We start from the raw sequence: 26070 nt of genomic DNA, 5'->3' as shown, positions 1-26070 counted from the left end.
GCTCAGCATGCCCAAAGTACCTCACGTCTTACCTTCCATCTGCGAACAGCGCGCCTTCGGCTTGATTGTCGCGATCCGCGACTCGCCCACAGGCTCGGTCCCGCACACGGAAGCCGAACGGCGCTTTGGCTCTCGTGCTATCCGCACTCTTCTGCGTTACCACGTCTGCACCTCCGTAGGTGACAGCCTGACGCTCAATGATGCGGCGCTGCGCGCCGCCGTCTACGATACCATCAGGTTTAATCCAATGGTTGGCGAGAGTAGGTAGACGTGTCGGGTCTGACAGAGGTGGACGCCCTCAGCAGTTGGGTCGTCTGTGACATCCTGGGTGATGCAATCGCGCTCAGGGAGCTCGGTGGCCAGGAGTTCCCTGGTGTCAGCCTGAGACGAACGCTTGATCGACGCGGCGTACGCCTGCTTTACGCATCGATGCGCGAGGCTGTTGCGGCGGAAGCCGATCGTTTCGTCAACGAAACCTATGCCGGCCGAAAGTACGCCGTTGATGTGCGGCTGGTGTGGAGTCCCGACAGAACCACTATTCTCGGCGCAACCGGTATCTACTACCCAGTTGGTACTGTGGCAGAAGATGCCCCGGTAATCGGTACCTGGCAATGGCGTGTCGACCGCCGGACGGGGCAGAACCGTGGGCCAAATGCCAGCCGCTGGAATGACGACCTCTACCGCATCTATGGCGTGGACCCGGCAGGGATCGACACGACCCGCGGGCCATCAGCCGAGTGGCTCGCCAAGTTCCTCCCCCCGTCCTCAGCAGCCACCATCAAACTGGCCATCGACAGCGGCATTAAGGACGCGCCTCAGACGCTTCAAGTCCTGGGTTACGATGCGATCCGGCAGGACACGGGGGACACGTTCGCCATGTGCATGTATGCGCGTGCGTATCCTGATCCAGACGATCCAGGCGCCCTATGGCTTCGGGGATTCAGTCACTCCGTTGAGAAATCCCCGAAGATTCAGCCGGTTGACCGTGCGGCTCCGGCACTTGATGGCCTGGCTTCCGCAGCATTCGCACTCGCTACGACGCAAGCGCTTGCGGCCATCGACGTGATCCAGGGCACGATCTTCATGCGATCCCCTAATTGGGAACGGACAGGCTTACCCGCGGACGCGATTCTCCTCGCTGACCTGGCCGTTGGGTCGGTGCTGGATGAACTCCTCGATATGTTCCGCACCACCGCACGTTCCGAAGTGCCCAGCTCCCCGCACGACTACACCCTGAACGGAACTATGTACCGGGTTCGGGTAGTTTCGGCAGACGTACATCTAGAGCGAGGTCGATACATCGTCGTCGCCTTCGAGCGTGTCTCGTGAGCGCGCTTCTCGCAGGTAGGACCTTCCTTGTTGCTGGTCTGTGGACCGACCAATCTCTGGCCTTCCCTACGGCGGCTGCGATACAGCAGCATGGCGGTCGGGTCCTGTGCACGGCTTACGGGAAGCAGCTCCGCGCCGCCACAACCATCGCCAGGAGGCTCCCCCAGCCCGCTGCTGTGCTTGAATTCGACGCCACAGAATCTGGTCACCCCGAGGCCTTGACTGCCGCTCTCCGGGAGCAGACGGATGAGCTGCACGGTGTCGTGCACTTCATCTCGGGTAGCTACCGGTCGGTCGTCGGTGGGCACTTCCTTGAGGCTCCGTGGGCGGATGTTTCTCATTCCTTCCAGGTCTCGGCATACTCACTTCAGAGCCTCGTCCGTGCCGCGCTGCCCCTCATGGGTTCAGGTTCAAGCGTTGTCGGGTGCACCTTCGATGCCGGTGTGGCGTGGCCGATCTACGGCTGGGCAGGTCCTGCGAAGGCTGCCTACGAGGCCACCAATCGTTACCTTGCGCTTCATCTGGGGCCACGTGGGATCCGCTCCAACCTCATCGCCGCTGGACCGGTCCAGACCATGACGATGCGAGCAATTGAGGGCATCAATGAGGTGGGAGAAGTCTGGAACCGCGCTCCCCTGCGCTGGGACGACACTGACCCCGCGCCGGTTGCCGACGCGACAGTCGCACTTCTGAGCGACCTGCTGCGCGCCACAACCGGGTCGATCATCCACGTCGACGGAGGCTTCCATGCAGTCGGCTACTAGCGAGGAGCGACGGGCCGTCATCGACGCGGTTCGCCGACGAGAAGCGGCCGAGGAGCACGTGGTCTCGTCGGACGCGTCATGGCCGACGCTCCCCGTGTCGCGCTGAGGTTCCTCACGGAGTCTGCGGACGACACTGCGGACCTGCGGCGGGGGCTCGTGGACCTCGAGATCGGCTCCGCGGTTCCGGGGTCCTCCGACATCGCTCATGAGCAGGTCGGCACGGACGCGCTCGTCGGACTCGCCCGGCCCGGTCATCCTCTCTTCGACAACCGCCTCGACGTCCCTCGATGGGCCGCGGCACATCACATCACCGTGTCGAGGCGAGGCGTCTCCGCGACCGCGTCGACGAGCTCCTCGAGGCTCACGGTGTGACGCGCACCGTGGTGGCATCCGTCGCCTCGACCGCCGCTGCGAGTGAGATCCTTCAGGCGAGCGACTCGGTCGTGGCCGTTCCCGCAACCGTTGCCCAGCGCGCCGCCGCAACCGGCCGCGCGGCCGTCTTCGTACTGCCCATTCACCTTCCCGACGTCGCCATCGTGCTGTCCTGGCATCGCCGCCTCTCTGGAGACCGCGGGCACGCGAGGATGCGGAGCGTCGTGGAGGACACGATCACTGCCTCCCGTTAAGGCGTCGACCAGACAGCCCGAGACGAGATCGAGGGCCGTTTCTGCGCCCGTGAAGACCTTGCCGACATGCTCCTCGACCACCTCACCGACGCCGACATCCAGTTCCACCAGAGCATTGCCGCCGTCACCACCCCCGGCCTCACGGTCGGTGCCCTCCAGATGATCCGACGCGGCGACGGCCTGGGAGTCTTCGTTGTCGTCGATGGACATGACCCTGCCGAGCGCAGGGTGACGATGTGGACGCCCGCTCTCTCTCGCTTCGCTCAGGTCACCTCGGCCGTCAGGTTGCTGACGCGTTCGACGTCGTCGTCCTGCAGAAGGTCGTGGGGCTTCATGACATTCCTGCGGGCGCAGCGTTCGGCGACGGCCGGGTGCACCGCTGCGGATGCGCGGTAGGCGCAGGCGCGGACGACGCGATCGATGCAGAGTTCCGCCCCTCGGGGCCCCCTGGCGAGGGGCGAATGACGCAGCACCGTCACGCCAGGAGGCACCCCCGCATCACAAAGCCCGGCCTGTCGCCGACGCGAGGGCCGAGTACCCCGCGGGGTCAGGAGTCCTCGACGGCTCCGTAATGCGACGTCATGTAGTGGCGCAGCAGCGATCGGCTCTCGTCGATGAAGCGCTGGTCGCCGGCGGGGTCAATGAGGAACGCGCGCGTGAGCAGCGCGTCCGCGACCTCGATGGTGACCTCCAGGCGGAAGGAGAGCTGAGCACCGCCCGGCAGGCCGTACTCGGAAGCGAGGATCTCGGCGAAGCGGCGAGCAAAGAAGCCGGCCTCGAATGCCTCGCCCGCAGCCTCGGGGGCGTGAATCGTGTCGACGAAGCGGATCGACCGAAAGCCCGGCTCGCTGCGGTGCATCTCGCAGAAGGCATCGATCGCGCAGTCGACCGCGCCCCACCAGTTGGCCGGCTCGGTGTCGCGGATCTCGGTGATCACCCGACGGCGGAAGCGTTCAAGCGCCCGCTCGCGCAGCGCCTGGAGCACAGCGATCCGGTCCGGGAAGTAGCGGTAGACGGTGCCGATCGCGGCTCCGGCCCGCTCGGCGACCATCGCAGTCGTGAGGCGGTCGAAACCGACCTCGTCGACGACGGCGGCTGCCGCATCGAGAAGCGAGGCGAGCCGGGCGGCGCTGCGCACCTGCACCGGCTCATTACGGACCTGAGACGATTCACCGAACGGCCGGTCGACGAGGTTTCCAAGAGGCACAGCGGGCTCCTTTATTCGTAGTTCCTACAATCGTACGCACACCGACCGCCGGTCGGGGTCGTCTCAACGAAAGTCCCTCGCGTTTCGTGCCCCTCAACGGGCTGCGACGGCGCGTCGGGCCGGATCATCCAGGAGTTCCCATGTGTGGACGCTTCGTCCTCTCGCAGACCGCCGCCGATCTCGTGGCGCTCTTCGACATCGACGAGCCGGGGGCCGACCTGCCCGACCCGTCATGGAACATCGCGCCGACCCAGCGGATCGCCGTGGTTGCCGAGTCGATGAAGGGCGTCGAGGAGGGCAGCCCACCTCGGCGCAGGCTCGCCGGTGCCCGATGGGGTCTCGTGCCCCGCTCCGCCGCCGACCCATCGGCCGGGCCACCGCTGATCAACGCGCGCATCGAATCGGTCGCCGAGAAGCCCCTCTTCCGCGAGTCCTTCGGCGCCCGGCGCGCGATCGTGCCCGCCTCCGGTTGGTACGAATGGCGCGAGGGACCCGAGGGCGCGAAAGCCCCTGTCTACATCTCACCGGGCGAGGGCTCGCTCGTGCTGTTCGCCGGACTTTATGAGTGGTGGCGCTCCGCGCAGCCGGGAGCGCCGTGGTTGCTGTCGGCGACGATCCTCACCCGGCCCTCCGCCGGGCCGCTGGCCGAGGTGCACGAGCGGATGCCGGTCCTGCTGCAACCGGAGCTGATCGAGGACTGGCTCGATCCCGCCTCCCCCGGCGACGGCGAGCTGCTCCGAGCGGCCGCCGAGGGTGCGGCCGAGCTGGCGGAGGATCTCGAGCTGCGCGCGGTCGGCACAGCGGTGGGCTCGGTCTCGGCGAGCGGACCTGCACTGATCGAGTGAGCCGCAACGTGACCGAGCAGGCAGAGGCCCGAGCGGCAGGGCCGGGTCGCGTTCACGGGTGAGAGCGCGATCCGCGCTCGGGCACCGGTTCTGACAGACTGGTGGGATGCCGCTGACGCCCGAGAGCAAGCCACTGAGCGCAGGCAAGGCCGAGGTCCTGCACCGCGCCGCCCGCCTTGAGGACCGACTGCACTCTCTCCGGATGGGGCGGGTGACGCGCAAGGGCTACCTGCCTCGGGTTATCCCCTACACCGGCTACGGGACCACCACGCAGCTGCGGGTCCTCGCCCGTGTCCTTTACACGAGGCCGACACCCCCCGGAGTGGAGGAAGTGCGCCCCGTTGAGGGCGTCCGCGGCTGGCGGAGTTTCACCAGCGTCTTCGTCAGCGGAGCGGTCGTGACGGTCGAGGCCGACGGGCAGAGCCACCGTGTCACCGCTGATCGCGGCGGTGTGGTCGATGCCGACCTGCCGATCACGCTCGAGCCGGGCTGGCACAGCATCACCTTCTCGACCGCGGGCTCGAAGCCGGTCGAGGCGCCCGTCTTCATCGTGCATCCGCAGGCGCGGCTCGGTGTCGTCTCGGACGTCGACGACACGGTCATGGTCACTGCGCTCCCCCGTCCGTTCGTCGCCGCCTGGAACACCTTCGTGCTCGACGAGCACGCGCGAATGCCCACTCCCGGCATGGCGGTCTTCCTCGACCGCTTCGCTCGTCAGTACGAGGGCTCCCCCGTCATCTACCTCTCCACCGGCGCGTGGAACGTCGCTCCGGCGCTCACCCGCTTCCTCTCGCGACACCTCTATCCGGCCGGCGCACTCCTGCTCACCGACTGGGGTCCTACCCACGACCGCTGGTTCCGCAGCGGCAAGCAGCACAAGGAGATGAATCTCCGTCGACTCGCCGCCGAGTTCCCGGACGTGCGCTGGCTGCTCGTCGGCGACGACGGGCAGCACGATGAGGAGATCTACTCCGACTTCGCGCACGAACATCCGGACAAGGTCGCGGCGATCGCGATCCGTCAGCTCTCGACCGGCGAGGCGGTGCTGGCGGGAGGGCGCTCCAAGGCCGAGGACCGCTCCGAGACCAGCGGCACGACCTGGGTCTATGCGCCCGACGGTGCCGGCATCGCGGAGCAGCTGACGGCGCTCGGCATTCTCTGATCGGCGCCGCGCGCCCGGGAACGACGCAGCCGCCCGCTCCCCGGAGGGAGGGACGGCTCCGGTCGATCGGCTCGGACTACGCCTGGTGGGCGGCCTGGAGGTCGAGGGTGATCGTGACCTTCTCGCCGATGAGCACGCCACCGGTCTCGAGGGCCGCGTTGTAGGTGAGACCGAAGTCGGTGCGGTCGATGGTGGCCTTCGCGGTCAGCCCAGCCTTGTAGTTGCCGTAGGGGTCGGTGCCGAAGCCACCGAACTCCACCTCGAAGGTGACGGGCTTGGTGGTGCCCTTGATCGTGAGCTCGCCGTCGACGAGGAAGTCGTCGCCGTGGGGGCGGACGGCGGTCGAGACGAAGTGGATCTCGGGGTACTGCTCGGCCTCGAAGAAGTCGCCGGTGCGGAGGTGACCGTCGCGGTTGGGCTCGTTGGTGTTGACGGAGGCGACCTCGGCGGTGGCCTCGACCTTGGAGTCGAGCGGGTTCTCGCCGGTGGTGAACGTGGCCGTGAAGCGCTCGAACTTGCCCTTGACCTTGCTGATCATCAGGTGGCGGACGCTGAACGCGACCTCGCTGTGGGTGGGGTCGATGACCCAGGTGCCGGCCTTGTAGCCGGGGATGGTGATGGCGTCGGTCATGGTTTCTCCTCGAGAGTGACGGTCGTCGCGGGGAGAGCGTCCCCGTCCGATGTATGCAAGCGCATCGACGTCGACCAGTATTCCATGTAGCGACAACTATTTCACCCTCCAGACCTCGACGCCCCGGCGGATGGCGCGCGGACGAGTGGTGCACCAACCCGGACGGGGGGGGTGGGATGCGGAGCTGAGTCTCGTCACGCCGCTGCGTCGCTACTCGACCACCGGGTTCGCGGGGCATTCGTTCTGGTGTGAGCGGCGGGTTACCGGGAGAGGGCTGCGGTCAGCGGGGGCTGGGGGCGGGATTACGGATGCCGGCCAGGGAGACCACACCGCCGACGATGAGGAGCGCGGCCGTCGCGACGGCGGCGCGCGAGAAGCCCGCGACGTCGAGGGAGTCACCGACGACCAGCGAGGTGGCGGCGATGGCGACCAGACCCGCGATGCGGGAGACCGCGTTGTTGACGGCGGAGCCGACTCCGCTGTGCCCGTCATCGACCGCGCCGAGGATCGTCGAGGTCAGCGGAGCGACCGTCACCGCCAGGCCGAACCCGAACAGCAGGATGCCGGGGAGCAGCTGCGTGGCGTAAGCGGCTCCCTCCTCGACGACCGAGAGCAGGAGGAACCCGGCGGCGGCGATCAGCGGACCGACACCCATGAACAGCCGCGGACCGAACCGCGCCGACAGGGACCCGGACGTTTGCGAGAGCAGGAGCAGCAGGATCGTCGGCGGAAGCGTCGCCAGACCGGCGAGCGTGGCCGTGAAGCCCAGGGTCTGCTGAAGGAAGAGCCCCAGCGCGAAGAAGCCGAACGAGAGTGCTCCGTAGACGAACGCCGTCGAGACGTTGCCAACGGTGAAGTTCCGCGACGAGAAGAGCGAGAGCGGCAGCATCGGATGCGCGGCGCGCCGCTCCCACGCCACGAACGCGACCAGTGCGGCGACTCCGCCGATCAGAGCGGTGAGCACGAGCGGATCCTGGATCCCGAGCCGCTGCTGCTCGATCAGCGCGAACACCGGGCCGCCGAGGCCGAGCACGCCGAGGACCGCGCCGACGCCGTCGATCGGCACCCGGCTCCCGGACTCGACGGCGCCGAGCCGCCGCAGCAGCACGAGCGTCACCGCGATCGGCAGCAGGTTGAGCGCGAAGACGGCGCGCCATGAGCCCGCATCGACGAGTACACCACCGAGAACAGGACCGGAGATCGTTGCCGTCCCGGTCCACGCGGTCCAGGCGCCAATGGTGCGGGCCTGCGCCGCACCGCGCACGGTCGCGATGATGAGGGCGAGCGAGCTGGGCACGAGGACGGCCCCGGCCGCGCCTTGCAGCATCCGCGCCACGATCAGGACTTCGGCGGTGGGCGCGAGCGCGCACAGCAGCGAGGTGATGCCGAAGCCGATCAGGCCGATGCTCATGCTGCGGGCCCGACCGATGCGGTCGGCGAGTGAGCCGGCCACCAGGATCAGAGCACCGAGCGTGATCAGGTACCCGTCAACCACCCACTGCTGCACCGCGAGCCCGCCGCCGAGTTCGCGGGTGATCGCCGGCAGCGCGACGTTGACGACGGTGCCGTCGAGGAAGGCGACGAACGATGCGAGGACGGCCACCACGAGTACCGCGCGGCGGCTCCTCTCGGCCGGGTCGGCGGAGGCGGTCATACTCGGGCTCTGCTCACCCGTTCACCGTACCGGCGACCACCGTCAGCCGGTCGCGCTCCCCCCTTATTCGGGCGCGCGAGGACCCAGCCGCACGACGGATACAGCCGCGTCGCCTACTCTCGTACCCATGTCTGCGCAAGAAACCGCCCGCGGCGGCGTGCTCGCCCGCGTCCTCGGGATCGTGGGAGCCAGCCTCGCCGGGGGTCTGCTCATCACGGTCGGAGTGACCCCCGCCCTCGCTGTCACCGGGCTCGCTGAGAACAACCCGATCGGCTTGTTCGAGACGGTGCCCGAGTACCTCGAACTCGGCCAGCTCGCCCAGAAAACCGAGATCTACGCGAAGCGCACCGACGGCTCGGACGAGCTACTCGCCTCCTTCTACGCGCAGAACCGCGAGGCGGTGGCCTTCGACCAGGTCAGCCAGTCCGTCAAAGACGCCGCGATCTCGACCGAGGACCCGCGCTTCTACCGCCACGGCGGCGTCGACCTGCAGGGCACGATCCGCGCCGTGGTCAGCACCCTCGTCGGCGACGACCTGCAGGGCGGATCCTCGATCACGCAGCAGTACGTCAAGAACGTCCTCGTGCAAAAGGCCGAGGCGCTCAGTTCAACCGATGAGGCGGCCTCCGAGGCGGCTTACGACGAGGCGACCGCGACCACTCCGAGCCGCAAACTCAAAGAGATGAAGCTCGCCGTCGACCTGGAGAAGAAGTACAGCAAAGACGACATCCTGCTCGGCTACCTCAATATCGCTGGATTCGGCGGCCAGGTCTACGGCATTCAGGCCGCGGCCGAGTACTACTTCTCGACCAGCGCGGCCGACCTCAGCCTCGCCCAGGCGGCGAGCCTGATCGCCACGGTCAACAATCCCAACGGACTGCGGATCGACCGGCCAGAGAACATCCCGGACAACAAGGTCCGCCGCGACTACGTCCTCGATCAAATGATGAAGGAGGGGAAGATCTCGCAGGCCGATCACGACGCGGCTGTCGCCGAGGAGATCGTCCCCGCGATCACGCAGACGCCCACCGGTTGCCAGACGGCCGGCAACGCTGCTTTCTTCTGCGACTACATCACCCGCGTCGTCCAGAACGACCCGGCATTCGGCGAGGACACGGACACCCGCCTCGCGAACTTCCAGCGCGGCGGCTACAAGATCTACACGACTCTCGACCGCGACCTGCAGGACACGGCAGCCAACGCGACGAACAATGCGGTCCCCAAGGTCCCGACGCTCGACACCAACATCGGCAGCTCGACGGTCTCGATGGAGGTCGGCACCGGTCGCATCCTGGCAATGGTGCAGAACAAGGACTACGACGCGGCCGGGTCGGACAACGGGCAGAACTTCTCCGCGGTGAACTTCAACACCGACACCGCCTACGGCGGCTCGGCGGGATTCCAGGTCGGATCGACATACAAGGTGTTCACGCTGGCGCAGTGGATCGCCAGTGGTCGGACTCTGAACGAGACGGTGAACGGCCGGGAGCGCACCTTCTCGGGCTTCCCTGCCAGCTGCGCACCGGGTGGTGAATTAGGCACCTCCTACCAGGTCAAGAATGACGACAGCGAGAATGGCAGCTACAGCGTGCTGACCGGAACGATGCAGTCGATCAACACCGTCTACGTGTCGATGGCGCAGCAGCTCGACCTCTGCGCGATCCGCGACCGCGCGGCCGCCTTCGGCGTCAAGGCCGCCGACGGGGGCGCGCTCGGCTACAACCCCTCCTCCGTGCTGGGCTCCGACTCCAACATCTCCCCGCTGTCGATGGTCACTGCCTTCGCCGGCCTGGCCAACAACGGCACCGCCTGCTCCGCGATCGCCATCGACTCGATCACCGACGCGTCCGGCGCGTCTGTGCAGCCGCCGACCTCGACCTGCAATCAGGCGCTCAGCCCCGAGCTGACCGCCGTCGCGAACTACGCGCTGCAGCGGGTCGTCACCAGCGGCACCGCCGCCCAGTCCAACCCGGACGACGGCATCGAGCACATCGGCAAGACCGGCACCACCGACAACGCGGAGTCGACCTGGATGGACGGCGCGAGCTCCCGCGTCGCGACCGTGGTCTGGGTGGGCAACATCGACGGCCACACCTCGATGCGCGAGGTCCGCTTCCCGAACTCGGACCTCGGCACGCGGCCCTACGCCTCGAACATCCGCCACTACATCTGGAACTCGGTGATGACCCGGGCCGATCAGAAGTACGGCGGGGACGAGTTCCAGGACCCCAGCAGCGCCCTGCTGAACGGCCGCCAGATCGCGGTGCCGACCGTCTCCGGCCGCTCAGTCGCCGATGCCACGGAGGCACTGGAGGATCTCGGCTTCGATGTCAAGCAGGGCGCGCGCATCGATTCGTCGCTTCCCGCCGGGGTGGTGGCCGGCACCGACCCGGCCGCGGGGACGGCCGTCGCACGTTACTCCGACATCGCCCTGCTGATCAGTAACGGCTCTCAGGTGCCGGCGCCCGCCACCGAGGCGCCGGCGACGAGCGGCGACGCGGACCCGGCCACCCAGACTCCCCCCGCGACGCCCACCGCGCCTGCGGGCGCCACGCCCTCGGCGAGAACGACGACGGAGGTCGAGGAGTGAGCGTCGACCAGGAGTTCCTCGGCGTGCACACCGCGGGCACTCTCTCCGACGCGACGGCTCGACGCTCCTCCCGCTGACGGCCCACCGGGGGCAGGATGGGTTGATGAGCATCCCTGTCCTGGTCGAGATCGAGACCGACGTCCCCGTCCTTCGTGATCCGGCAGCACCACTCGTGCTGGTCGATGAGGCCGGCTATCTCCGCGGTGACGGCGTGTTCGAGACCCTCGCGGTCCTCGACGGACGCCCGCGCGCCCTGACCGAGCACCTGGAGCGACTGGCCGACTCCGCCCGCGCGATCGGGCTGAGGATTCCGGAGGCGGGGCTGTGGTCCCGAGCGATCGCTCTCGCGGTCACCGAGCACGATCCGGTCGACGACCTGACGATCCGGATGATCGCCGCCTACAGCTCGGGCGACGATGCGCGGTGCACGGTGCGCGCAGCACCGACTCCCGATTCGAGTGCGCTCCGGGAGCGAGGCGCCGCGGTCGTCGTGCTCGACCGTGGCTACGCGAGTGGACCGCTCGCGCCGTGGCTCCTGGGTGGCGTGAAGACGACGTCCGGCGCGATCACCCGGGCCGCGCTGCGAGAGGCGGCCTCGCGGGGCGCGGACGACGTGCTCTGGCGCACGAGCGACGGCCTGCTGCTGGAGGGTGCGACGTCGAGCCTTGTGCTCCTCGGTGGCGGAGAGCTGTCGACCCCGTCGTCGGGCGGCGTCCTGGCGGGGACGACGGTGGAGCGGATCCTCGCTCTCGGCGAGCGGCGGGGGTTGCGGTCGGCCCGGCGCGAGGTGCCGGCGTCGGCGCTCACGGAGGCGGACGCCGCCTGGCTGGTGTCGAGCACGCGCCGGGCGATCCCGATCCGCTCGGTCGACGGCACATCGCTCGCGCTCGACAGCGCTCTGACGTCCGTGTTCGAGGCGGGGCTGCTGGCCGACTGACGGACGCGCCTCAGGCCACTGCCGCGAGCGCGCGCGCCGTGTGCGGCCCGACGCCCGTCTCCTCCGCGTCACCCAGGTCGGCGAGTGTGTCGACGTCGAGACGCAGCGTCGAGGTGACGGGCAGCGCGAGGACCGTGCAGCCCGCGTCGCGGTGGCGGGCGAGCGAGCCCGGGCCGAAAGCGGGAGCGACGAGGGCCCCGGCCGCGAGCAGGAGCGCCGTGGTGCCGCTCCCCTCGCGATCGGGGACGACGGCGGGGAGGGCGGGCAGAGCGAGGGCTCGGGCGAGGTCCGACGGCACCAGCGCGGGCAGGTCGCCGGTCAGCACGATCACCGGGGCGTCCGGCCGCCGGCGCAGGGCTGTTCCGGCGCCGGTCGAGACGGCGGCGTCGAGGGTTCCCGGGTCGGGCACCACCACCAGCTGCGGATGCTCGTTGCGCGCACGCTCGGCGGCGCCAGGGTCCGAGGTGACCAGGAGCAGGGCCGCCACCGGCTCCGCGGCGGCCACGGCGGCGAGGGTATCCAGGAGGAACGCCTCGGCCAGTGCCGCGCGCCCCGGCACATCAAGGCGCGTCTTCGAGCCGCCGCGGCCCTTGAACACGACGACAGCACTCCAGCCGGTCACCCGCGCTCCTCATGCGCGGCGACTGCGGCGGCGAAGCCCTCGGCGAAGGCCTCGTCGGCGCCGAGGCGGAACATGTCATCGGGGCCGGTGCGGGTGAGCGTGCGGGCGCCGGGGCTCTCGACATCCGTCACGAGACGGCCGAGCCCGCGCACCACGGCCACCGGGCGACCGCTCGACTTGCCCTTCACGAGATCTCCGAGCGCCGCGATCTCGTCAGCCACGGCGGGCATGGTCACGCCGAGGGCGCGGCCGAGGGCGTCCACACCGCCGCGCAGGTCGTCGACGACGAGAACGCCCGCGGCTCCGATCGCGGCGTCGGTCTGGCCGACGCGCCAGGCGCGGCCCAGGGTGTCGCTGATCAGCACGCCGACCCGCACACCGAGCCGCTCTCGTAGGCCCGCGCAGAGCGCCCGGGCCGAGGCATCAGGATCGACGGGGAGCAGGAGGACCGTCCCCTCCGCGACGTTGCTGGCATCGACTCCCGCCGCCGCCTGCACGATCCCGAGCCGGTTCTCGACGATGCGGGTGACTCCGGATCCGTACGCGCGGGTGGCGACGACGCGGACGGTCTCGGCCGTGATCGCGTCCTCGCGGTCGGTCGCGGCGACGACGCGCCCCTCCGCCTTCGACACGATTTTGCTCGTGACGACGAGGATGTCGCCGTCCACGGCCCGGTCCTCGGGGGAGGCGGCCGCGATCGCCGCGAGGATCAAGTCGAGCAGATCGTCGCCGGGAGCCACCTCCGGGATACCGTCGAGGGCCCAGGCCTGCACGCGCGTCTCGCTCACTGCTCCATTCTCCCGGCTGCCACGGGCGCGCGGCGCCACGGCCGCGAGATCGCCGCGCGCGGCAGAACCCTAGACGGTGGCGAGGTACGCGGCGACCGCGGGCGGCACGTAGGGGGCCACGTCACCGCCGAGGGAGGAGACCTGCCGCACCAGCGAGCTGGACACATGGGCGTGCGCGGGATCCGGCAGGAGGAACACCGTCTCGACATGCGCGAGGTTGCGATTCACGATCGCCATCGGCGTCTCGTAGGCGACGTCGACCTGGGAGCGGATGCCCTTCACCAGGATGCTGGCGCCGACATCGGTGCAGTAGTCGACGAGCAGGCCCATGCTCCACGAGGCGACGATGATGCGCCCCTGCACTCCCGCCTCCGCGATCGACTGCTCGATCAGCGCGACGCGCTGCACGATCGGCAGCAGGGCCGTCTTGCCGGGGTTGTGCACGACCACCACGTGCAGCTCGTCGACCAGCCGGGCGGCCCGCTCGATGACATCGAGGTGCCCCAGCGTTACGGGGTCGAAGGAGCCGGGGACGACGGCGATGCGGGCCATGCCGACAGAGTAGCGGGCAGGCGGCGCCTAGCTCTTGGCGAGGAACTCCCTGTCGCGGTCCTGCACCCGGCGTTCCAGCGCGGCACGGAGCCGGTCGTGCGCGGCGAGGGACGGATCCTCCGCGATCAGGCGCTCGGCGAGTGCCCGCGCCTCCACGATGACGTCCGCGTCCTGCACCACCCGGAGCAGGCGGAGCGAGGAACGGCCGCCGGACTGCGAGTCGCCCAGCACGTCGCCCTCGCGGCGCAGCTCCAGGTCGACCTCGGCGAGTGCGAAGCCGTCGAGCGTCGCGGCGACCGCCTCGACCCGCTCCCGCGCGATGGTCCCCGCCTCCGCCGCCGTGACGAACAGGCACACTCCCGCGACTCCGCCGCGCCCGATCCGCCCGCGGAGCTGGTGCAACTGCGAGACACCGAAGCGCTCGGCGTCGAGCACGACCATCATCGAGGCGTTCGGCACGTCGACGCCGACCTCGATCACCGTCGTCGAGACCAGCACGTCGATCTCGCCCGCCGCGAAGGAGCGCATCACGGCATCCTTCTCGTCCGTCGTCATCCGCCCGTGCAGCGCCGCCGATCGCCGCTTCCCGAGCAGCGGATGCGCGCGGACGCCCTCGAGCGTCGCCGCGACCGTCGTGAGCGGCGCGGCGGCGTCCGCCTCGGCCGGCGGAGCGCCCTCGGCGGGCTCGCCCGGCTCGATCGCTGGGCAGACCAGGTAGACCTGGTGACCCGAGCGGATCTCCTCCTCGGCCCGCTCCCAGGCCCGCGCGATCCACGCGCGATGCTCGGCGAGGGGCACCACATGGCTGGTGATCCCGGGGCGCCCCGCAGGCAGCTCGCGGATGGTCGAGGTGTCGAGGTCGCCGAAGACGGTCATCGCGACGGTGCGCGGGATCGGCGTGGCTGTCAGCACGAGCACGTGCGGCGGCCGCGCGCCCTTGCGGCGCAGGGCGTCGCGCTGGTCGACGCCGAAGCGGTGCTGCTCGTCGATCACGACGAGACCCAGATCGTAGAAGGTGACCGCGTCGCCGAGGAGCGCGTGCGTGCCGACGACGATCTTCGCCGAGCCCGAGACGATCCGCAGCAGCGCAGCACGGCGCTCGGCCGCGCCCAGCCCGCCGGTGAGGAGGGTCGGTACCAGCTCGGCCGAGAGCTCGGGGCCGAGCGTGCTCGCGATCGAGCGCAGATGCTGACCCGCGAGGACCTCGGTCGGAGCGAGCAGCGCGGCCTGCCCGCCGCTCTCGGCGGTCGCGAGCATCGCCCGGAGCGCGACGAGGGTCTTCCCAGAGCCGACCTCGCCCTGCACGAGGCGGGTCATCGGGTTCTCGGTCGCGAGATCGGCAGCGATCTCGCGCCCCACCGCGGTCTGATCCCCGGTGAGGGCGAACGGCAGGCCGGCGTCGAAACGCTCGAGGAGGCCGCCGGGAGCGGGAACGCGGGCGGTTGCGGGGGTGCTGCGCGCTGCGGCGCGGCGCTCGAGCAGGGCCAGCTGCAGGAGGAACGCCTCGTGGAAGCGCAGCGTCTCGCGGGCCTGCGCCTCCTCGCCCTCGCGCTGCGGCCGGTGAATGAGCTCCAGCGCCTCGCCGAGACCCAGCAGCGAGCGGCCTGCGCGCACGTGCTCCGGCATCGGATCGGGAACCTCGCGCAGGCCGTCCAGCAGCAGGCCGATCGCGGCCTGGAGCTGCCAGCTCGAGAGCGCGCTGGTTGCGGGGTAGATCGGGATGGGTCGCTCGGCCCAGTCCTTCGCCAGCTCGCCACCCGAGTCGGCCGCGGCCGCTTCCTCGTCGTCGAACAAGCGGTAGTCGGGGTGGGTGAGTTGGGGCGTGTCGCGAAACATCGAGACCGTGCCCGCGAAGATCCCGCGCACGCCGCGGTGCAGCTTCGCCGCACGCCACGGCTGCCCGAAGAAGGTCAGCGACAGCGTGCCCGAGCCGTCGGAGATCACGACCTCGAGCAGTGTTCCCCGCCGGTTGCGCATCGGGCGCTCGCGCACCTCGCGCACCTCCGCGACGATCGTCACACTCTCTCCCACGGGAAGCCGCGAGAGCGCCGTCAGCTCCCCCCGCTGTGCATAGCGGCGCGGGTAGTGGCCCAGCAGCTCACCGACCGTGCGGTAGCCGAAGGCCTTCTCGACAGCGCTCGCGGTGCGCGGCCCGATCAGCGGCGCGAGGGAGGCGTCGAGGGGGTCCGGGATCACCTAGCGATCATAGGGCGGACCTCGGACGCGCGAGCCGGGCGACCGGGTCGAGCGCCGAGCGCGGGACGACTGTCGCCAGCACCCGACGCCCGGCGCCCACGGATCCGCGGAGCGCAGCAGCCACGGCGACCGAATCGTCCCACGCCGCCGACTCGGTCGGAGCCGGCGAGTACCTGCGGCGTTCGACGCGCTCGCGCAGGCCCCGCAGCACCGCCGCGGCCCCGGGGTCGAGCGCTCCTGCTATGCGCGCCTCCTGAGCGCGGGGCGACTCCGTCTCCTCCGCGGGGATGCCCAGGTCGCGCGCGGTCGCGAGCAGCTCGGCCCAGGCCGCCTCGACCGAGCCGGCGCGAGCGGAACGCTGGCGCAGCGCGCGCTGGATCGCGCGCAGCAGCCAGGGCACGATCAGTAGCAGGAGCAGCAGCACCCAGAGCGTCACGGCCGGAGCCGCCGCGGTGTCCGAGGCACCGACGGCCTCGGGGGTCGGCGTGGGGGACGCGGCAGTCGACGTCGGCGTCTCGGCGGGAGCGCTGGATGCGCCGGGAGTGCTGCCGGCCGCCGATCCCGGGGTCGCCGGGCCCGTCGAAGCCGTCGCGCTCGGGAGGGTGTAGGAGGCCGGTGCCCCGCGGTTCGGCGTCGGTTCGAAGGGCAGCCAGCCCACGCCCTCGAAGTACAGCTCGGGCCACGCGTGCAGATCCGAGGAGAGCACCCGGTAGGTGGTCAGATCGTTGCCCCGCGAGGGGACGACCGAGCCGGGCTGGTAGCCGATCGCGAGTCGCGACGGGATCCCGAGCTCGCGCGCCATCACCGCCATCGCCGAGGCGTAGTGGACGCAGTAGCCCTCCTTCTGGTCCAGGAACGCGGCGAGAACACCCACCCCGTCGCCGTCGTAGCCCTCCTCGGCCGGGGTTTGCTCCGAGTAGCGGAACTCCGACGAGCGGAAGTAGGTCTGCAGAGCCCGAGCCCGGTCGTAGGCGGTCGGCGCGCCGGCGGTGACCTCCTGCGCAGTGGTGCTGACAATCTCGGGGACGTCGTCCGGGAGCGAGAGGTAGCGGTCGACGCCGGTCGGCGCGGGGGCAGCGAGCAGTTGTCGGGGGGCGGGCTCGAGTCGTAGCGCCTGCACCTCGTAGTCGTCGCCGGAGCGGGTGGTCGCGTCACCGCGGATCGAGCCGTCCTGCACGTCCTGCAGCCAGCCGTCACCCACGCCAGTCAGCGAGGCGACCGGGTACGGCACGGGGAGCCACTGGCTCCGCAGCGTCTCGACCGAGACGTCCACCTCCTCCGACTGGCGCGGCACGCTCTCGGCGAGCCCCTCGGGCGCGATCGGCTGGTCGATCGGAGCGGTCTCCTCGGTCGCGTTCGGCGCCCAGTCGTCGCCGTCGAAGTCCGAGACGGTGAGCACGCGGAGGTAGACGGGCAGGTCGGAGTCGGTGGCGTAGCGCAGCACCGTCACGGGGTTGGGGCGGCGCAGGTCGGCACCCAGCGCGACCACGGGATCGATCGCGCCGTTGAAGAGGCTGCCCGAGACGCCGGAGGCGGCGGTCGTGCGGGTGAAGCCGCTGGCGGATCCGGCGAGCAGGCCCGCTCCGAGCACGACCACGGTGACGGCTGCAAGGGAGGGCAGCAGAGCCGTCGTCGCGCTCCGTCGTCCGGGGGCGGCGCTGACGGCGAGCACGCCGGCGTAGGCGAGCGCCGTGACGACCAGGCTCGGCCAGGACACAGCGGACGGATCGATGATCGCGGGCACCGCGAGCAGCGCGGCCGGAAACAACCCCGCCAGCGCGGGCAGCCGCACCGAGAAGGCGAACAGGTCCGCCGCCCAGGCGAGTACGACCACTCCGCCGATCAAAAGGAACGAGATCCCGTCGTCGGCGACGGCGGGGAGCCCCTGCTGCGCGATCGAGGCGAAGCCGCCCTGCGCGAGCGCCTCCGCCTGTGCCACCGCGCCGGGAGTCGGGATCACGAACAGCAGCGCCCGGGCGGGCACGAACATCGCGGTCAGGACACCGACCACGGTGAGCGTGCCGAGGATCGGCGGGACGAGGGGGTGCACCCGCAGCGCCCGCGCCGCCGCCGGGACACCGAGCACAACGGCGACCGCACTCGCGAGCAGCACCAACCAGTCGACGCCGACGAGGAGCCGGCCCGTGCCCGCGGCCGCAGCGGTGATCGCCAGCCAGAGCAGCGCACTGAGCGGAGCCGATCCGGCGCGCGGATCGCTCTCGGCGCGGCGGCTCACGCCACCACCCGCAGCGCGAGGGCCTGCGCCCACGCCTCCTCCACCGAGGCGCTGGGGTCGACGGCGACCGCATACCAGCCCAGCGCGGCCAGGGCCGCCTCCTCCTCCGCGGTGCCGGCGACGACGAAGGCGATCGCCGGCCGGGCCTGCGCGGCCAGGGAGGAGAGAGCGTCGAGGTCGGATTCGAGCAGGCGCGTGAGGACCGCGAACACGGGGCGCACTCCCCCGGTGTCCCGCATTTCAGCCGAGATCCGGCTCACCGCGTCGACCGACTCGCGCGAGGGTGCCAGCTCGGCCAGGCGCAGGAGCACGTCGTGCGCCACCTCCCGCTCGTCCTCCGAGTGCTCCGGCTCACCGTCCGCACCGGTCTCGACGAGGTGCGTCTCGAATCCCCGCTCGAGCAGGTGCACCGCGAGCGACGCCGTCATCGACACCGCCCACTCCAGCCGCTCGTCACCGCGGCGCTCGAGCACGCGCTCCGCGCGGGTCTCCAGCAGGATCCAGGCGTGCGGATCCGTGTTCTGCTCGTCCTGGCGGACCATCAGCTCGCCGGAGCGGGCGCTCGCGCGCCAGTGCACCCGGCGCATCGCGTCACCCGGGCGGTAGTCGCGCGGGATCACGTCGTCGGTGCCGGCGCCGGCCGTGGCGTGCGCGACCGGGCTCGATCCGCCGGCTCCGTGGGCGTCGAGGACGTCGCTCTGCAGCGGCACGACCCGCGGAGTCACCACGAACGGCTGGGCAGCGCCCACGACGCTCTCGCGCAGCGCCAGCCCGAGGCCGTCGCCGCGCACCAGGCGCAACGGACCGACGCGGTGGATGCCGCGCCGCTCAGCGGGCAGGCGGTAGTGGGCACGAACGCGGCCCCCTGCCGGAACGCCGGGCAACCCGAAGGCGCCCTCGGCGACCGGCCGCCCGACGACGACTCCGCGCTGCACGCGCTCCAGCCGATCGTGCGCGCGGGCCCCGCTGTGCACCGCGCGGCCACGGTTCTCCAGCAGCACGTCGACCTCCACTACGTCACCGGCCGCCACGCCCTGCGGAGTGAAGCGGCGTTGCACGCGGAAGGACGGAGCGGCCAGCGCCAGCGACACCAGGGCACCCAGCGGCAGCCCGAGGAGCACCAGACCAAGGAAGAGCAGCTCGCGGACAGCCCAGAGCGGCGCGATCAGCACTCCCGCGACGCCCAGCAGCACGAGCACCCAGCCGCGGAGCGTCAGCGCGATCCCGCGAAGCGCGGGCAGGCCGCCCAGACGGGCCGAGGGTGCCTCGACGGGACGGGCCTCAGTCGACACGATTGCCGAAGGGGACGGGGGTCGCCGCGACGATGCGCTGCACGATCTCGGTGACCGAGTGCGACGATCCGGCACCCGAACGGCCCGGCAAGCGCGTGGCGGGCAGGAGGCGATGTCCGAGCACGGGAACGGCGAGCGCGTCGACGTCGTCCGGCACCACGAAGTCGCGGTCGCCGAGGGCGGCGAGTGCCTTCGAGGCGGCGATCAGCTGGAGGGTGGCGCGCGGGCTCCCACCCAGCCGGAGCTCCGGATCGACGCGCGTGGCCTGCATGATCGCCACCACGTACTCCTGCACCGGCGGCGCGACGTACACCGAGCGCACGTAGGCCATCATCCGTTCGAGCTCGGCGAGGCCGACGACGGGCCGCAGCTCTTCCAGTGGGCTGGCGGAGTCGCGCGTGCGGATCATCTCGAGCTCGGCGCGCTCGTCGGGGTAGCCCAGCGAGAGGCGGGCCATGAAGCGGTCGCGCTGGGCCTCGGGCAGCGAGTAAGTGCCCTCCATCTCGACCGGATTCTGCGTCGCGATGACCGCGAAGGGACGCGGGAGCAGGTGGGTGACACCGTCGACGGAGACCTGCCGCTCCTCCATACACTCCAGCAGCGCCGACTGCGTCTTGGGCGAGGCGCGGTTGATCTCGTCGCCGATCAGGATGTTCGCGAACACCGGACCCGGCTTGAACTCGAAGTCGCGGGTCGCCTGGTTGTAGACCGAGACGCCGGTGACGTCCGAGGGCAGGAGGTCGGGGGTGAACTGGATGCGCGCGACGCTGCCGCCGACCGAGGCGGCCAGCGACTTCGCCAGGACCGTCTTGCCCGTGCCGGGCACGTCCTCCATCAGGAGATGGCCGCCGGCCAGAAACACCGTCAGCGCCATCGAGACCTCGGCCGACTTGCCGTCGATCACGCGGGTGAGGTTCTCGAGCACGGCGCCGCAGTGCGCCGTGAACTCCTCGCGGGTCACGGGCGTCTCGGGCGCCGCCCGGCGGCCGGCAGTGGAGCGGGTGTCTTCGAGCGACGTCATAGCTACGGATTCTCGCAGTCCCAACGGGAAAAGAGTCCAGGTTCCGCGAGTTCGCAGTGTGCCGCCAGGCGGTAGGCGCGGGCGAGGGCGGGCCGAGTGCCGCCCTATGCTCGGTTCGGTGACCAGGATCATCGCCGGATTCGCCGGCTCGCTCACCCTCAAGGTCCCGCGCGCGGGCACCCGCCCCACCAGCGACCGCGTGCGCGAGGCCGTCTTCTCGGCGCTCGAGGCACGCGACGCGCTCGACGGAGCGACCGTCATCGACCTCTACGCCGGCTCCGGGGCGTTGGGGCTGGAGTCGGCCAGCCGCGGGGCGAGCGCCGTCGTCCTCGTCGAACGAGACCCCACAGCCGCGCGGACCGCCGGCGAGAACGCGCGGGCGATCACGACCGCCGCTACCAAGAATCGGCACCCCGCTCCTCGGATCGAGGTCGTCACCGGCTCCGTCCGCTCGTTCCTCGACGGCTCTCCCGCGCTGAACACCGACACCGTGTTCCTCGACCCGCCGTACGACCTCGGCGAGGACGACCTCGCCGCCGACCTCGCCGGAGTGCTGCCGCTCTTGCGCGGGGACGCAGTGGTCGTCGTGGAGCGCAGCTCCCGCAGCCCGGAGCCGCGCTGGCCCGCGGGGCTCGAGCGCGAGCGGAGGAAGGACTACGGCGAGACGACGATCTGGTGGGCTTCGCCTGCTTCGCCTGCGTCGCCTGCCCCGCCCGCCTCCGCGTAGCTGGACTCAGCCCGCCGCGCCATCCCACCCGAGATACGGGTCCCACCCGCCGCGCTCGTCGAGCGCCACCCCGCCCAACCGCACCTCCGGCGCCCCTTCGCGGACGATCCCGAGCGGCACGAACTCCTCCGGCAGCACGGTCGCCGGCGGGAAGCACGCGAGCATCGCGTGGTCCTCGCCACCGCCCAGCACCAGCGCCCTCGCCAGGTCGAGATCCACGCCCTCGACCCCGGTCAGCTGTCGTGCGTGCGCGTCGACCGCCGCCGGGTCCAGGTCGATCACCACTCCGCTCGCCCGGGACATCCGGCGCGCGTCGAGCACCACTCCGTCCGAGACGTCCATCATCGCGGAGGCGATCCCGCCAGCGGCCGTGCCCGCCGCAATCGGCGCCGTCGGCCGCAGCTGCGCGTCTAGGAGGGACGGGTGCCGCTCACGCAGCCGCGCCGCGAGGTCCGCCGACGGCTCCCCCTCCTCCCGCGCCTGCTCGAACAGCAGACGCAGCCCCAGTCCAGCGCGGCCGAGCGGCCCGGCGACCGCGAGAACGTCCCCCGGGCGCGCGCCGCTCCGCAGCACCGGCGGCCGACCGTCGAGCGAGCCGAAGGCCGTGATCGAGAGCGTCAGCGTCGCGGAGGCGGACAGGTCGCCCCCGACAACCCCGCAGCCAGGCGCCATCGCGGCGCAACCCGCAGCGAGACCGTCCGCGATCCCCTCCAGCACGTCGAGGCCCAGCGACTGCGGCGCCGCCAGCGCGACGACGAGCCCGGTGGGCCGCGCACCCATCGCCGCGACGTCGGCGAGGTTCGAGGCAGCCGCCTTCCAGCCCAGATCCGCCGCAGTCGACCAGGCGAGCCGGAAGTCGGGGCCGTGCACCATCATGTCCGTCGTGACCACGAAGCGACCGTCGGGTGCGCGCAGCACCGCGCAGTCGTCCCCCGGCCCGACCACCGTTTCCGCTCCCCCGCCGGGGAGACGGGTCAGCACCCGCGCGAGCACCTCGCCCTCGCTGAGCTCGGCCAGGGTGGGACTGCGATCCGCTGCCATGCGTCCCACGCTAGCGGAGCGCCGCCCTTCTCCCCGAGGAGCAGGTTCCAGATCCTCAGAAGGGCGATCGTTCGGCAACATGTGCGACAGAGTTCCCGTCAGACGGACACTACGCCTACGACGCGCTGGAGCGAGCGGAGAAGAACGCGCTCGGCACACGCCGGTCTCGTCGGCCTACTGGGTTCTGGGTGTCGGCAGAGGGATGTCGCCAAGGCCCTGGCACTTGACGTCGCCCGAAGGGGCAAGGGCGCCGACCGCCGACGCCAGGTCGACGAGGACCGAACTACCCGAGATCGCTTCGCTGTCGATGATGACCTCGGTCGCCGGGGTGCGGCCGAACGTGATGAACCGATACCTGGGGGCGTCGGAATCATCCGGTATCCAATCGATGCCATTCACTTCAATACAGCGAGGATCAATGGCCGGGGGCTCGAGCCCGCATCGCAGCAGGACGACGGCCGGAGAACCCCACGCCGCTGTCGCTTGAGCGTTGGTCTCGCGTCGCGCGATTTCCCCACCGGCACCATCGATCAGACCACTCGGTAGCCGCGACGAAATAGTTGCACAGTTCACGCTTTCCGAATCATCTGCCGCATCGAGCGCCACGACCGGAGAGCACGCGGTTAACGCGAGGACGGCGACGAGGCCCGCGGCACACAACGGAGACCGTCTCACAGACACCAGACCACCTTGCTGATTGAGTTCATTATCGATGTTGTGCGGCGAGCACGACAGGGAAGGACGAGCGATCACGCGGGACCGTGCATCCTCTGCCGCGGGCCGAGCGCTGCCTGCGCCGCCACGATGATCGCAGATGCTCCATCCGAATCCTCTCCGAGACGTGGCGCGTTCCCCGCCGCGATCAGCGCGGCGATCTGCCCGCGGATCTGCTCGGACGGCGCCGCACCGGCGTCGGCCTCGACGCGGATCGCGGGCGCCTGCGTCAGCGGGCGGCGACCGGGACGCGGTCCAGCGCCGAGTCGATCAGCTCGCCGATCAGGTGTGGGTAGTCCACGCCGCTCGCTCCCCACATCCTCGGGAACATCGAAACCGGCGTGAATCCGGGCATGGTGTTGATCTCGTTGACGACGAAGCCGTGTGCGGTGAGGAAGAAGTCGACCCGGGCCAGGCCCTCGGCCCCGATCGCATCGAAGGCGCGGACAGCGAGGGAGCGCATCTCGGCGAGCTCGTCGCCGGTGAGGTCGGCCGGGCAGACCAGCTCGATGCCGGACGCCCCGAGGTACTTCGCCTCGAAGTCGTAGAAGCCGCGACCGGTGACGATCACCTCGCCGGCGACGGAGGCGCGGGCCGGAACGCCGCGACGGCCGCCGAGCACGCCGATCTCCACCTCGCGGCCGATGACGCCCGACTCGATCAACACCCTCGAGTCGTGCGCGAACGCCTCCTCCAGCGCCGCGTCGAGCTGCGCGCGCTCGCCGACCCGGCTGACGCCGACGCTCGACCCGGCGCGCGCCGGCTTCACGAACGCGGGGAGGCCCAGCTCGTCGAGCGCCGCGGAGGCGTCGCCCGGGTCAGTGCGCCACTCCGCCTCCGTCACGAGGTACCAGGGCGCGACCGCGAGACCTGCGGCCTGCAGCACCGTCTTGGTGAAGTGCTTGTCCATTCCGAGCGCCGACGCGAGCACACCCGAGCCGACGTAGGGCACGCCGACGAGCTCGAGCATCCCCTGAACAGTGCCGTCCTCGCCCCAGGGGCCGTGCAGGATCGGAAGCACGACGTCGACATCGCCGAGCGATCGCGACGACCCGTCGGCGGCGGTCACGGTCAGCTCGCGCGAGAGCACCGACTCCGGCCAGTGCACCCGGGTTCCGTTGTCCTCGACAACGGGCAGTGCCGCCGCGTCGAGCGCGAACTTCTCCGGCCGGTCCTCCTCGAGCACGAAGGCGCCGTCGGGAGTGATCCCGATCGGGATCACCTCGAAGCGGTCACGGTCGATCGCCCGCAGCACCCCGGCCGCCGTTGCGCAGCTGATCGAGTGCTCGCTGGAGCGCCCCCCGAACAGAACGGCCACGCGGAGCTTGCTGGTCATCGAGGTTCCTCTCACCCTGTGGCTCGTCCGAATCCGTGGTCAGGTGCGGCGCGATGTCCTTGGGATCGAGCGTACCGGCGAGCACCTGCGACACCTGCTCGACGATGGGCATGTCGACGCCCCGGGCCCGGGCGAGCTCGAGCACCGGAGCGACGGAGGCGAGGCCCTCCGCCGTCTGCTGCATCGACTTCACGACATCGCTGAAGCTGTAGCCCTGGCCGAGCAGGCGCCCCGCCGTGTTGTTCCGCGAGAGCGACGAGCTCGATGTCGCGATGAGGTCACCCAGCCCTGCAAGGCCGGACATCGTCTCCGGCCGCCCGCCGTAGGCCACCGCGAAATCGGTCATCTCGGCGAGGCCGCGCGTGATGATCGATGCCTTCGTGTTCTCGCCGTAGCCGACGCCGTCCACGATCCCGATCGCCACAGCGATCAGGTTCTTCAGCACACCGCCGAACTCGGTACCGACCACGTCGGTGTTGACGTAGGAGCGGAAGTAGCGGTTGGTCGCCGCGAGAGCCACCTCCTGCGCCGTGATGAGGCTTTCGGAGGCGATGACCGCCGCGGTCGGCTGCTCCTTCGCGATCTCGAGGGCGAGGTTGGGGCCGGACGCGACGGCGATCCGATCCGGCGAGACCGGCAGCATCTGCGCGATCACCTCGCTCATCCGCTGCCCGGTGCCCTTCTCGACGCCCTTCATCAGGCTCACCAGTACCGTGCGCTCGGTGAGGAACGGGGTGATCGCCTCGAGGTTGCTCCGCAGCGACTGCGACGGGATGGAGAGGTAGACGTGGTCAGCACCCTCCAGCGCCTCCTCGATCCGAGGCGTGGCGCGAATGGTGCGCGGCAGGTTGATGCCGGGGAGGTAGTCGCTGTTGCGCTTGGCCTCGGTGATCTCGCGGGCGAGCTCGGCTCGGCGGGCCCACATCACGACATCGGACCCGCCGTCGGCGAGGATCTTCGCGAACGTGGTGCCCCAGCTGCCGGCGCCGAGGACGGCGACGCGACGCGGCACGGCGATGGGCGCCTTCCTACTGCTCGGACTCAAAGCGACCCGTGCCTTTCTGGTTGTGATCGGACGGGTTCCAGCGCGTGTCGGGCGCCGTTTCGCCGCGCAGCTGCTCGAGCAGCCCGGTGATCGCGGCCATCACCACGGCCGACGCCTCGTTCAACGTGGCGGAGTCCAGGCTGCGCCCGCGGAACGAGGACAGGTCGACAGGGTCGCCGACGATCACGTCGACGCGCTTGCGGCGGAACAGCGTGATCCGCTTGGAGTAGCGGCCCATGAGCTGCTGGGCGCCCCAGTGCGCGACCGGGACGACCGGGAGCCCATACTGCAACGCCATCCGCACCGCCCCCGTCTTGCCGCGCATCGGCCAGAGCTCGGGGTCGCGGGTGAGCGTTCCCTCGGGGTAGATGATCACCGAGCGGCCCTCGTCCACGAGCGCCTTCGCAGTCCTCAGCGGCTCGCTGCCACGGACCGAGCCCGAGCGCTCGACCGGAATCTGGCCGGAGCCGCGGAGGATCGCTCCGAGCACGGGGACCGAGAACAGGGAGGCCTTGGCGAGGAATCGCGGCGCACGCCCGGACCGCCAGAGCGTCCAGCCGGTGATGATCGGATCGATCTCGCTGTAGTGGTTCGGCGCGAACACGAATGCACCGGTACGCGGAATTTTCTCCGCGTTCCGGATCCGCAGGTCGACCGAGGCGGTCATCACGGGGATCACCGCCACTGCGAGGAACCAGAAAATGGACGGACGGCTTCGCTCAGACACCCGCCCATCCTCCCATCCCGGCCCCCAC

At 70.5% G+C, this 26070-nt stretch carries 26 protein-coding genes; 11 read left to right on the top strand and 15 right to left on the bottom strand.

The annotated features are described in order from the left end of the window. The first annotated feature begins 270 nt into the window (after positions 1–270). The 6 genes from C5D07_RS15370 to C5D07_RS16435 all read left to right on the top strand — a co-directional run bounded on the left by C5D07_RS15370 (position 271) and on the right by C5D07_RS16435 (position 3115). Entirely contained in the window at positions 271–1329 is a 1059-nt protein-coding gene (locus C5D07_RS15370) for a hypothetical protein (RefSeq protein WP_146076675.1), read from the top strand. Beyond that, complete coding sequence (gene fabI, locus C5D07_RS09465; RefSeq protein WP_068253768.1) at positions 1326–2093, top strand: enoyl-ACP reductase FabI; 768 nt, start codon at positions 1326–1328, stop codon at positions 2091–2093. The genes C5D07_RS15370 and fabI overlap by 4 nt, the downstream gene beginning before the upstream one ends. After that, on the top strand, positions 2077–2199 hold the full coding sequence (locus C5D07_RS16260; RefSeq protein ID WP_258061886.1) for a hypothetical protein: 123 nt from the start codon (positions 2077–2079) through the stop codon (positions 2197–2199). Before fabI ends, C5D07_RS16260 begins: the two co-directional genes overlap by 17 nt. After that, the gene (locus C5D07_RS16445) at positions 2172–2465 is read left to right on the top strand and encodes a LysR substrate-binding domain-containing protein (RefSeq protein ID WP_068253770.1); all 294 of its coding nucleotides are present in this window, start codon (positions 2172–2174) and stop codon (positions 2463–2465) included. The genes C5D07_RS16260 and C5D07_RS16445 overlap by 28 nt, the downstream gene beginning before the upstream one ends. Beyond that, complete coding sequence (locus C5D07_RS16440; protein WP_084415898.1) at positions 2381–2719, top strand: LysR substrate-binding domain-containing protein; 339 nt, start codon at positions 2381–2383, stop codon at positions 2717–2719. Before C5D07_RS16445 ends, C5D07_RS16440 begins: the two co-directional genes overlap by 85 nt. Positions 2720–2785: 66 nt before the next feature. Beyond that, positions 2786–3115 (top strand): hypothetical protein, encoded by a 330-nt coding sequence (locus C5D07_RS16435; RefSeq protein ID WP_068253776.1) that lies wholly within the window; start codon positions 2786–2788, stop codon positions 3113–3115. Between the two features lie 151 nt (positions 3116–3266). Here the strand turns inward: C5D07_RS16435 and C5D07_RS09445 are convergent, their stop codons facing one another. After that, positions 3267–3926 (bottom strand): TetR/AcrR family transcriptional regulator, encoded by a 660-nt coding sequence (locus C5D07_RS09445; RefSeq protein WP_068253779.1) that lies wholly within the window; start codon positions 3924–3926, stop codon positions 3267–3269. A gap of 140 nt (positions 3927–4066) precedes the next feature. Here C5D07_RS09445 and C5D07_RS09440 point away from each other — a divergent pair, with 140 nt between their 5' ends. Both C5D07_RS09440 and C5D07_RS09435 read left to right on the top strand, forming a co-directional pair. Continuing rightward, positions 4067–4771, top strand: coding sequence for an SOS response-associated peptidase (locus tag C5D07_RS09440; protein ID WP_068253783.1), 705 nt, complete (start codon positions 4067–4069; stop codon positions 4769–4771). 106 nt (positions 4772–4877) lie between these two features. Beyond that, on the top strand, positions 4878–5933 hold the full coding sequence (locus C5D07_RS09435; protein WP_068253786.1) for an App1 family protein phosphatidate phosphatase: 1056 nt from the start codon (positions 4878–4880) through the stop codon (positions 5931–5933). Between the two features lie 76 nt (positions 5934–6009). Here the strand turns inward: C5D07_RS09435 and C5D07_RS09430 are convergent, their stop codons facing one another. Together C5D07_RS09430 and C5D07_RS09425 are read right to left on the bottom strand one after the other, a co-directional pair. Further along, the gene (locus tag C5D07_RS09430) at positions 6010–6564 is read right to left on the bottom strand and encodes a YceI family protein (RefSeq protein WP_068253789.1); all 555 of its coding nucleotides are present in this window, start codon (positions 6562–6564) and stop codon (positions 6010–6012) included. Positions 6565–6844: 280 nt separating this feature from the next. Beyond that, positions 6845–8218 carry an MFS transporter gene (locus tag C5D07_RS09425; protein ID WP_104259225.1) on the bottom strand — a complete coding sequence of 458 codons (1374 nt, stop codon included), beginning with the start codon at positions 8216–8218 and terminating at the stop codon, positions 6845–6847. 127 nt (positions 8219–8345) lie between these two features. Between C5D07_RS09425 and C5D07_RS09420 the strand changes: the two genes are divergently transcribed. Both C5D07_RS09420 and C5D07_RS09415 read left to right on the top strand, forming a co-directional pair. Further along, entirely contained in the window at positions 8346–10808 is a 2463-nt protein-coding gene (locus C5D07_RS09420) for a transglycosylase domain-containing protein (protein ID WP_104259224.1), read from the top strand. A 103-nt stretch (positions 10809–10911) separates the two neighbouring features. Next, the gene (locus C5D07_RS09415; protein ID WP_068253798.1) at positions 10912–11745 is read left to right on the top strand and encodes an aminotransferase class IV; all 834 of its coding nucleotides are present in this window, start codon (positions 10912–10914) and stop codon (positions 11743–11745) included. A gap of 10 nt (positions 11746–11755) precedes the next feature. Here C5D07_RS09415 and cofC read toward each other — a convergent pair whose 3' ends face one another. The 7 genes from cofC to C5D07_RS09380 form a co-directional block, all read right to left on the bottom strand. Next, on the bottom strand, positions 11756–12367 hold the full coding sequence (gene cofC, locus C5D07_RS09410) for a 2-phospho-L-lactate guanylyltransferase (protein ID WP_068253801.1): 612 nt from the start codon (positions 12365–12367) through the stop codon (positions 11756–11758). Then, positions 12364–13155, bottom strand: a complete 792-nt coding sequence (locus tag C5D07_RS09405) for a coenzyme F420-0:L-glutamate ligase (protein WP_068253804.1) — start codon at positions 13153–13155, stop codon at positions 12364–12366. Before C5D07_RS09405 ends, cofC begins: the two co-directional genes overlap by 4 nt. Positions 13156–13224: 69 nt before the next feature. Next, positions 13225–13707, bottom strand: a complete 483-nt coding sequence (coaD, locus tag C5D07_RS09400) for a pantetheine-phosphate adenylyltransferase (RefSeq protein ID WP_104259223.1) — start codon at positions 13705–13707, stop codon at positions 13225–13227. Positions 13708–13734: 27 nt separating this feature from the next. After that, entirely contained in the window at positions 13735–15903 is a 2169-nt protein-coding gene (locus C5D07_RS09395; protein ID WP_373408353.1) for an ATP-dependent DNA helicase RecG, read from the bottom strand. A gap of 7 nt (positions 15904–15910) precedes the next feature. Next, positions 15911–18139 carry a transglutaminase TgpA family protein gene (locus C5D07_RS09390; RefSeq protein ID WP_146076674.1) on the bottom strand — a complete coding sequence of 743 codons (2229 nt, stop codon included), beginning with the start codon at positions 18137–18139 and terminating at the stop codon, positions 15911–15913. Further along, positions 18136–19431, bottom strand: coding sequence for a DUF58 domain-containing protein (locus C5D07_RS09385; RefSeq protein ID WP_068253815.1), 1296 nt, complete (start codon positions 19429–19431; stop codon positions 18136–18138). Before C5D07_RS09385 ends, C5D07_RS09390 begins: the two co-directional genes overlap by 4 nt. Continuing rightward, positions 19421–20452, bottom strand: coding sequence for an AAA family ATPase (locus C5D07_RS09380; RefSeq protein ID WP_104259221.1), 1032 nt, complete (start codon positions 20450–20452; stop codon positions 19421–19423). Before C5D07_RS09380 ends, C5D07_RS09385 begins: the two co-directional genes overlap by 11 nt. Before the next feature lie 118 nt (positions 20453–20570). Between C5D07_RS09380 and C5D07_RS09375 the strand changes: the two genes are divergently transcribed. Next, positions 20571–21179 (top strand): RsmD family RNA methyltransferase, encoded by a 609-nt coding sequence (locus C5D07_RS09375; protein ID WP_068257354.1) that lies wholly within the window; start codon positions 20571–20573, stop codon positions 21177–21179. Between the two features lie 6 nt (positions 21180–21185). Here the strand turns inward: C5D07_RS09375 and thiL are convergent, their stop codons facing one another. The 5 genes from thiL to C5D07_RS09350 form a co-directional block, all read right to left on the bottom strand. Beyond that, on the bottom strand, positions 21186–22220 hold the full coding sequence (thiL, locus tag C5D07_RS09370; protein WP_068253821.1) for a thiamine-phosphate kinase: 1035 nt from the start codon (positions 22218–22220) through the stop codon (positions 21186–21188). A 174-nt stretch (positions 22221–22394) separates the two neighbouring features. Beyond that, the gene (locus tag C5D07_RS09365; protein ID WP_237358155.1) at positions 22395–22973 is read right to left on the bottom strand and encodes a DUF3515 family protein; all 579 of its coding nucleotides are present in this window, start codon (positions 22971–22973) and stop codon (positions 22395–22397) included. 190 nt (positions 22974–23163) lie between these two features. Then, complete coding sequence (locus C5D07_RS09360; RefSeq protein WP_068253823.1) at positions 23164–24270, bottom strand: D-alanine--D-alanine ligase family protein; 1107 nt, start codon at positions 24268–24270, stop codon at positions 23164–23166. Continuing rightward, entirely contained in the window at positions 24167–25282 is a 1116-nt protein-coding gene (locus C5D07_RS09355; RefSeq protein ID WP_181026328.1) for an NAD(P)H-dependent glycerol-3-phosphate dehydrogenase, read from the bottom strand. Before C5D07_RS09355 ends, C5D07_RS09360 begins: the two co-directional genes overlap by 104 nt. Before the next feature lie 16 nt (positions 25283–25298). Then, positions 25299–26042, bottom strand: a complete 744-nt coding sequence (locus tag C5D07_RS09350; RefSeq protein ID WP_068253829.1) for a lysophospholipid acyltransferase family protein — start codon at positions 26040–26042, stop codon at positions 25299–25301. Between the last annotated feature and the right edge of the window lie 28 nt (positions 26043–26070).

Origin of the sequence: Rathayibacter tritici (assembly GCF_002932875.1) — a bacterium.
GTDB lineage: Bacteria > Actinomycetota > Actinomycetes > Actinomycetales > Microbacteriaceae > Rathayibacter > Rathayibacter tritici.
The sequence above is the reverse complement of the archived record's forward strand: the minus strand, read 5'-3'. Positions and strand labels throughout refer to the sequence as shown.

Excerpts from the sequence above, each read along its gene's own strand:
- C5D07_RS16260 (WP_258061886.1), top strand. The coding sequence starts at position 2,077 with ATGCAGTCGGCTACTAGCGAGGAGCGACGGGCCGTCATCGACGCGGTT.
- C5D07_RS16445 (WP_068253770.1), top strand. The coding sequence starts at position 2,172 with ATGGCCGACGCTCCCCGTGTCGCGCTGAGGTTCCTCACGGAGTCTGCG.
- C5D07_RS16440 (WP_084415898.1), top strand. The coding sequence starts at position 2,381 with ATGGGCCGCGGCACATCACATCACCGTGTCGAGGCGAGGCGTCTCCGC.
- C5D07_RS16435 (WP_068253776.1), top strand. The coding sequence starts at position 2,786 with ATGCTCCTCGACCACCTCACCGACGCCGACATCCAGTTCCACCAGAGC.
- C5D07_RS09440 (WP_068253783.1), top strand. The coding sequence starts at position 4,067 with ATGTGTGGACGCTTCGTCCTCTCGCAGACCGCCGCCGATCTCGTGGCG.
- C5D07_RS09435 (WP_068253786.1), top strand. The coding sequence starts at position 4,878 with ATGCCGCTGACGCCCGAGAGCAAGCCACTGAGCGCAGGCAAGGCCGAG.
- C5D07_RS09430 (WP_068253789.1), bottom strand. The coding sequence starts at position 6,564 with ATGACCGACGCCATCACCATCCCCGGCTACAAGGCCGGCACCTGGGTC.
- C5D07_RS09425 (WP_104259225.1), bottom strand. The coding sequence starts at position 8,218 with ATGACCGCCTCCGCCGACCCGGCCGAGAGGAGCCGCCGCGCGGTACTC.
- C5D07_RS09420 (WP_104259224.1), top strand. The coding sequence starts at position 8,346 with ATGTCTGCGCAAGAAACCGCCCGCGGCGGCGTGCTCGCCCGCGTCCTC.
- C5D07_RS09415 (WP_068253798.1), top strand. The coding sequence starts at position 10,912 with ATGAGCATCCCTGTCCTGGTCGAGATCGAGACCGACGTCCCCGTCCTT.
- coaD (WP_104259223.1), bottom strand. The coding sequence starts at position 13,707 with ATGGCCCGCATCGCCGTCGTCCCCGGCTCCTTCGACCCCGTAACGCTG.
- C5D07_RS09380 (WP_104259221.1), bottom strand. The coding sequence starts at position 20,452 with ATGACGTCGCTCGAAGACACCCGCTCCACTGCCGGCCGCCGGGCGGCG.
- thiL (WP_068253821.1), bottom strand. The coding sequence starts at position 22,220 with ATGGCAGCGGATCGCAGTCCCACCCTGGCCGAGCTCAGCGAGGGCGAG.
- C5D07_RS09360 (WP_068253823.1), bottom strand. The coding sequence starts at position 24,270 with ATGACCAGCAAGCTCCGCGTGGCCGTTCTGTTCGGGGGGCGCTCCAGC.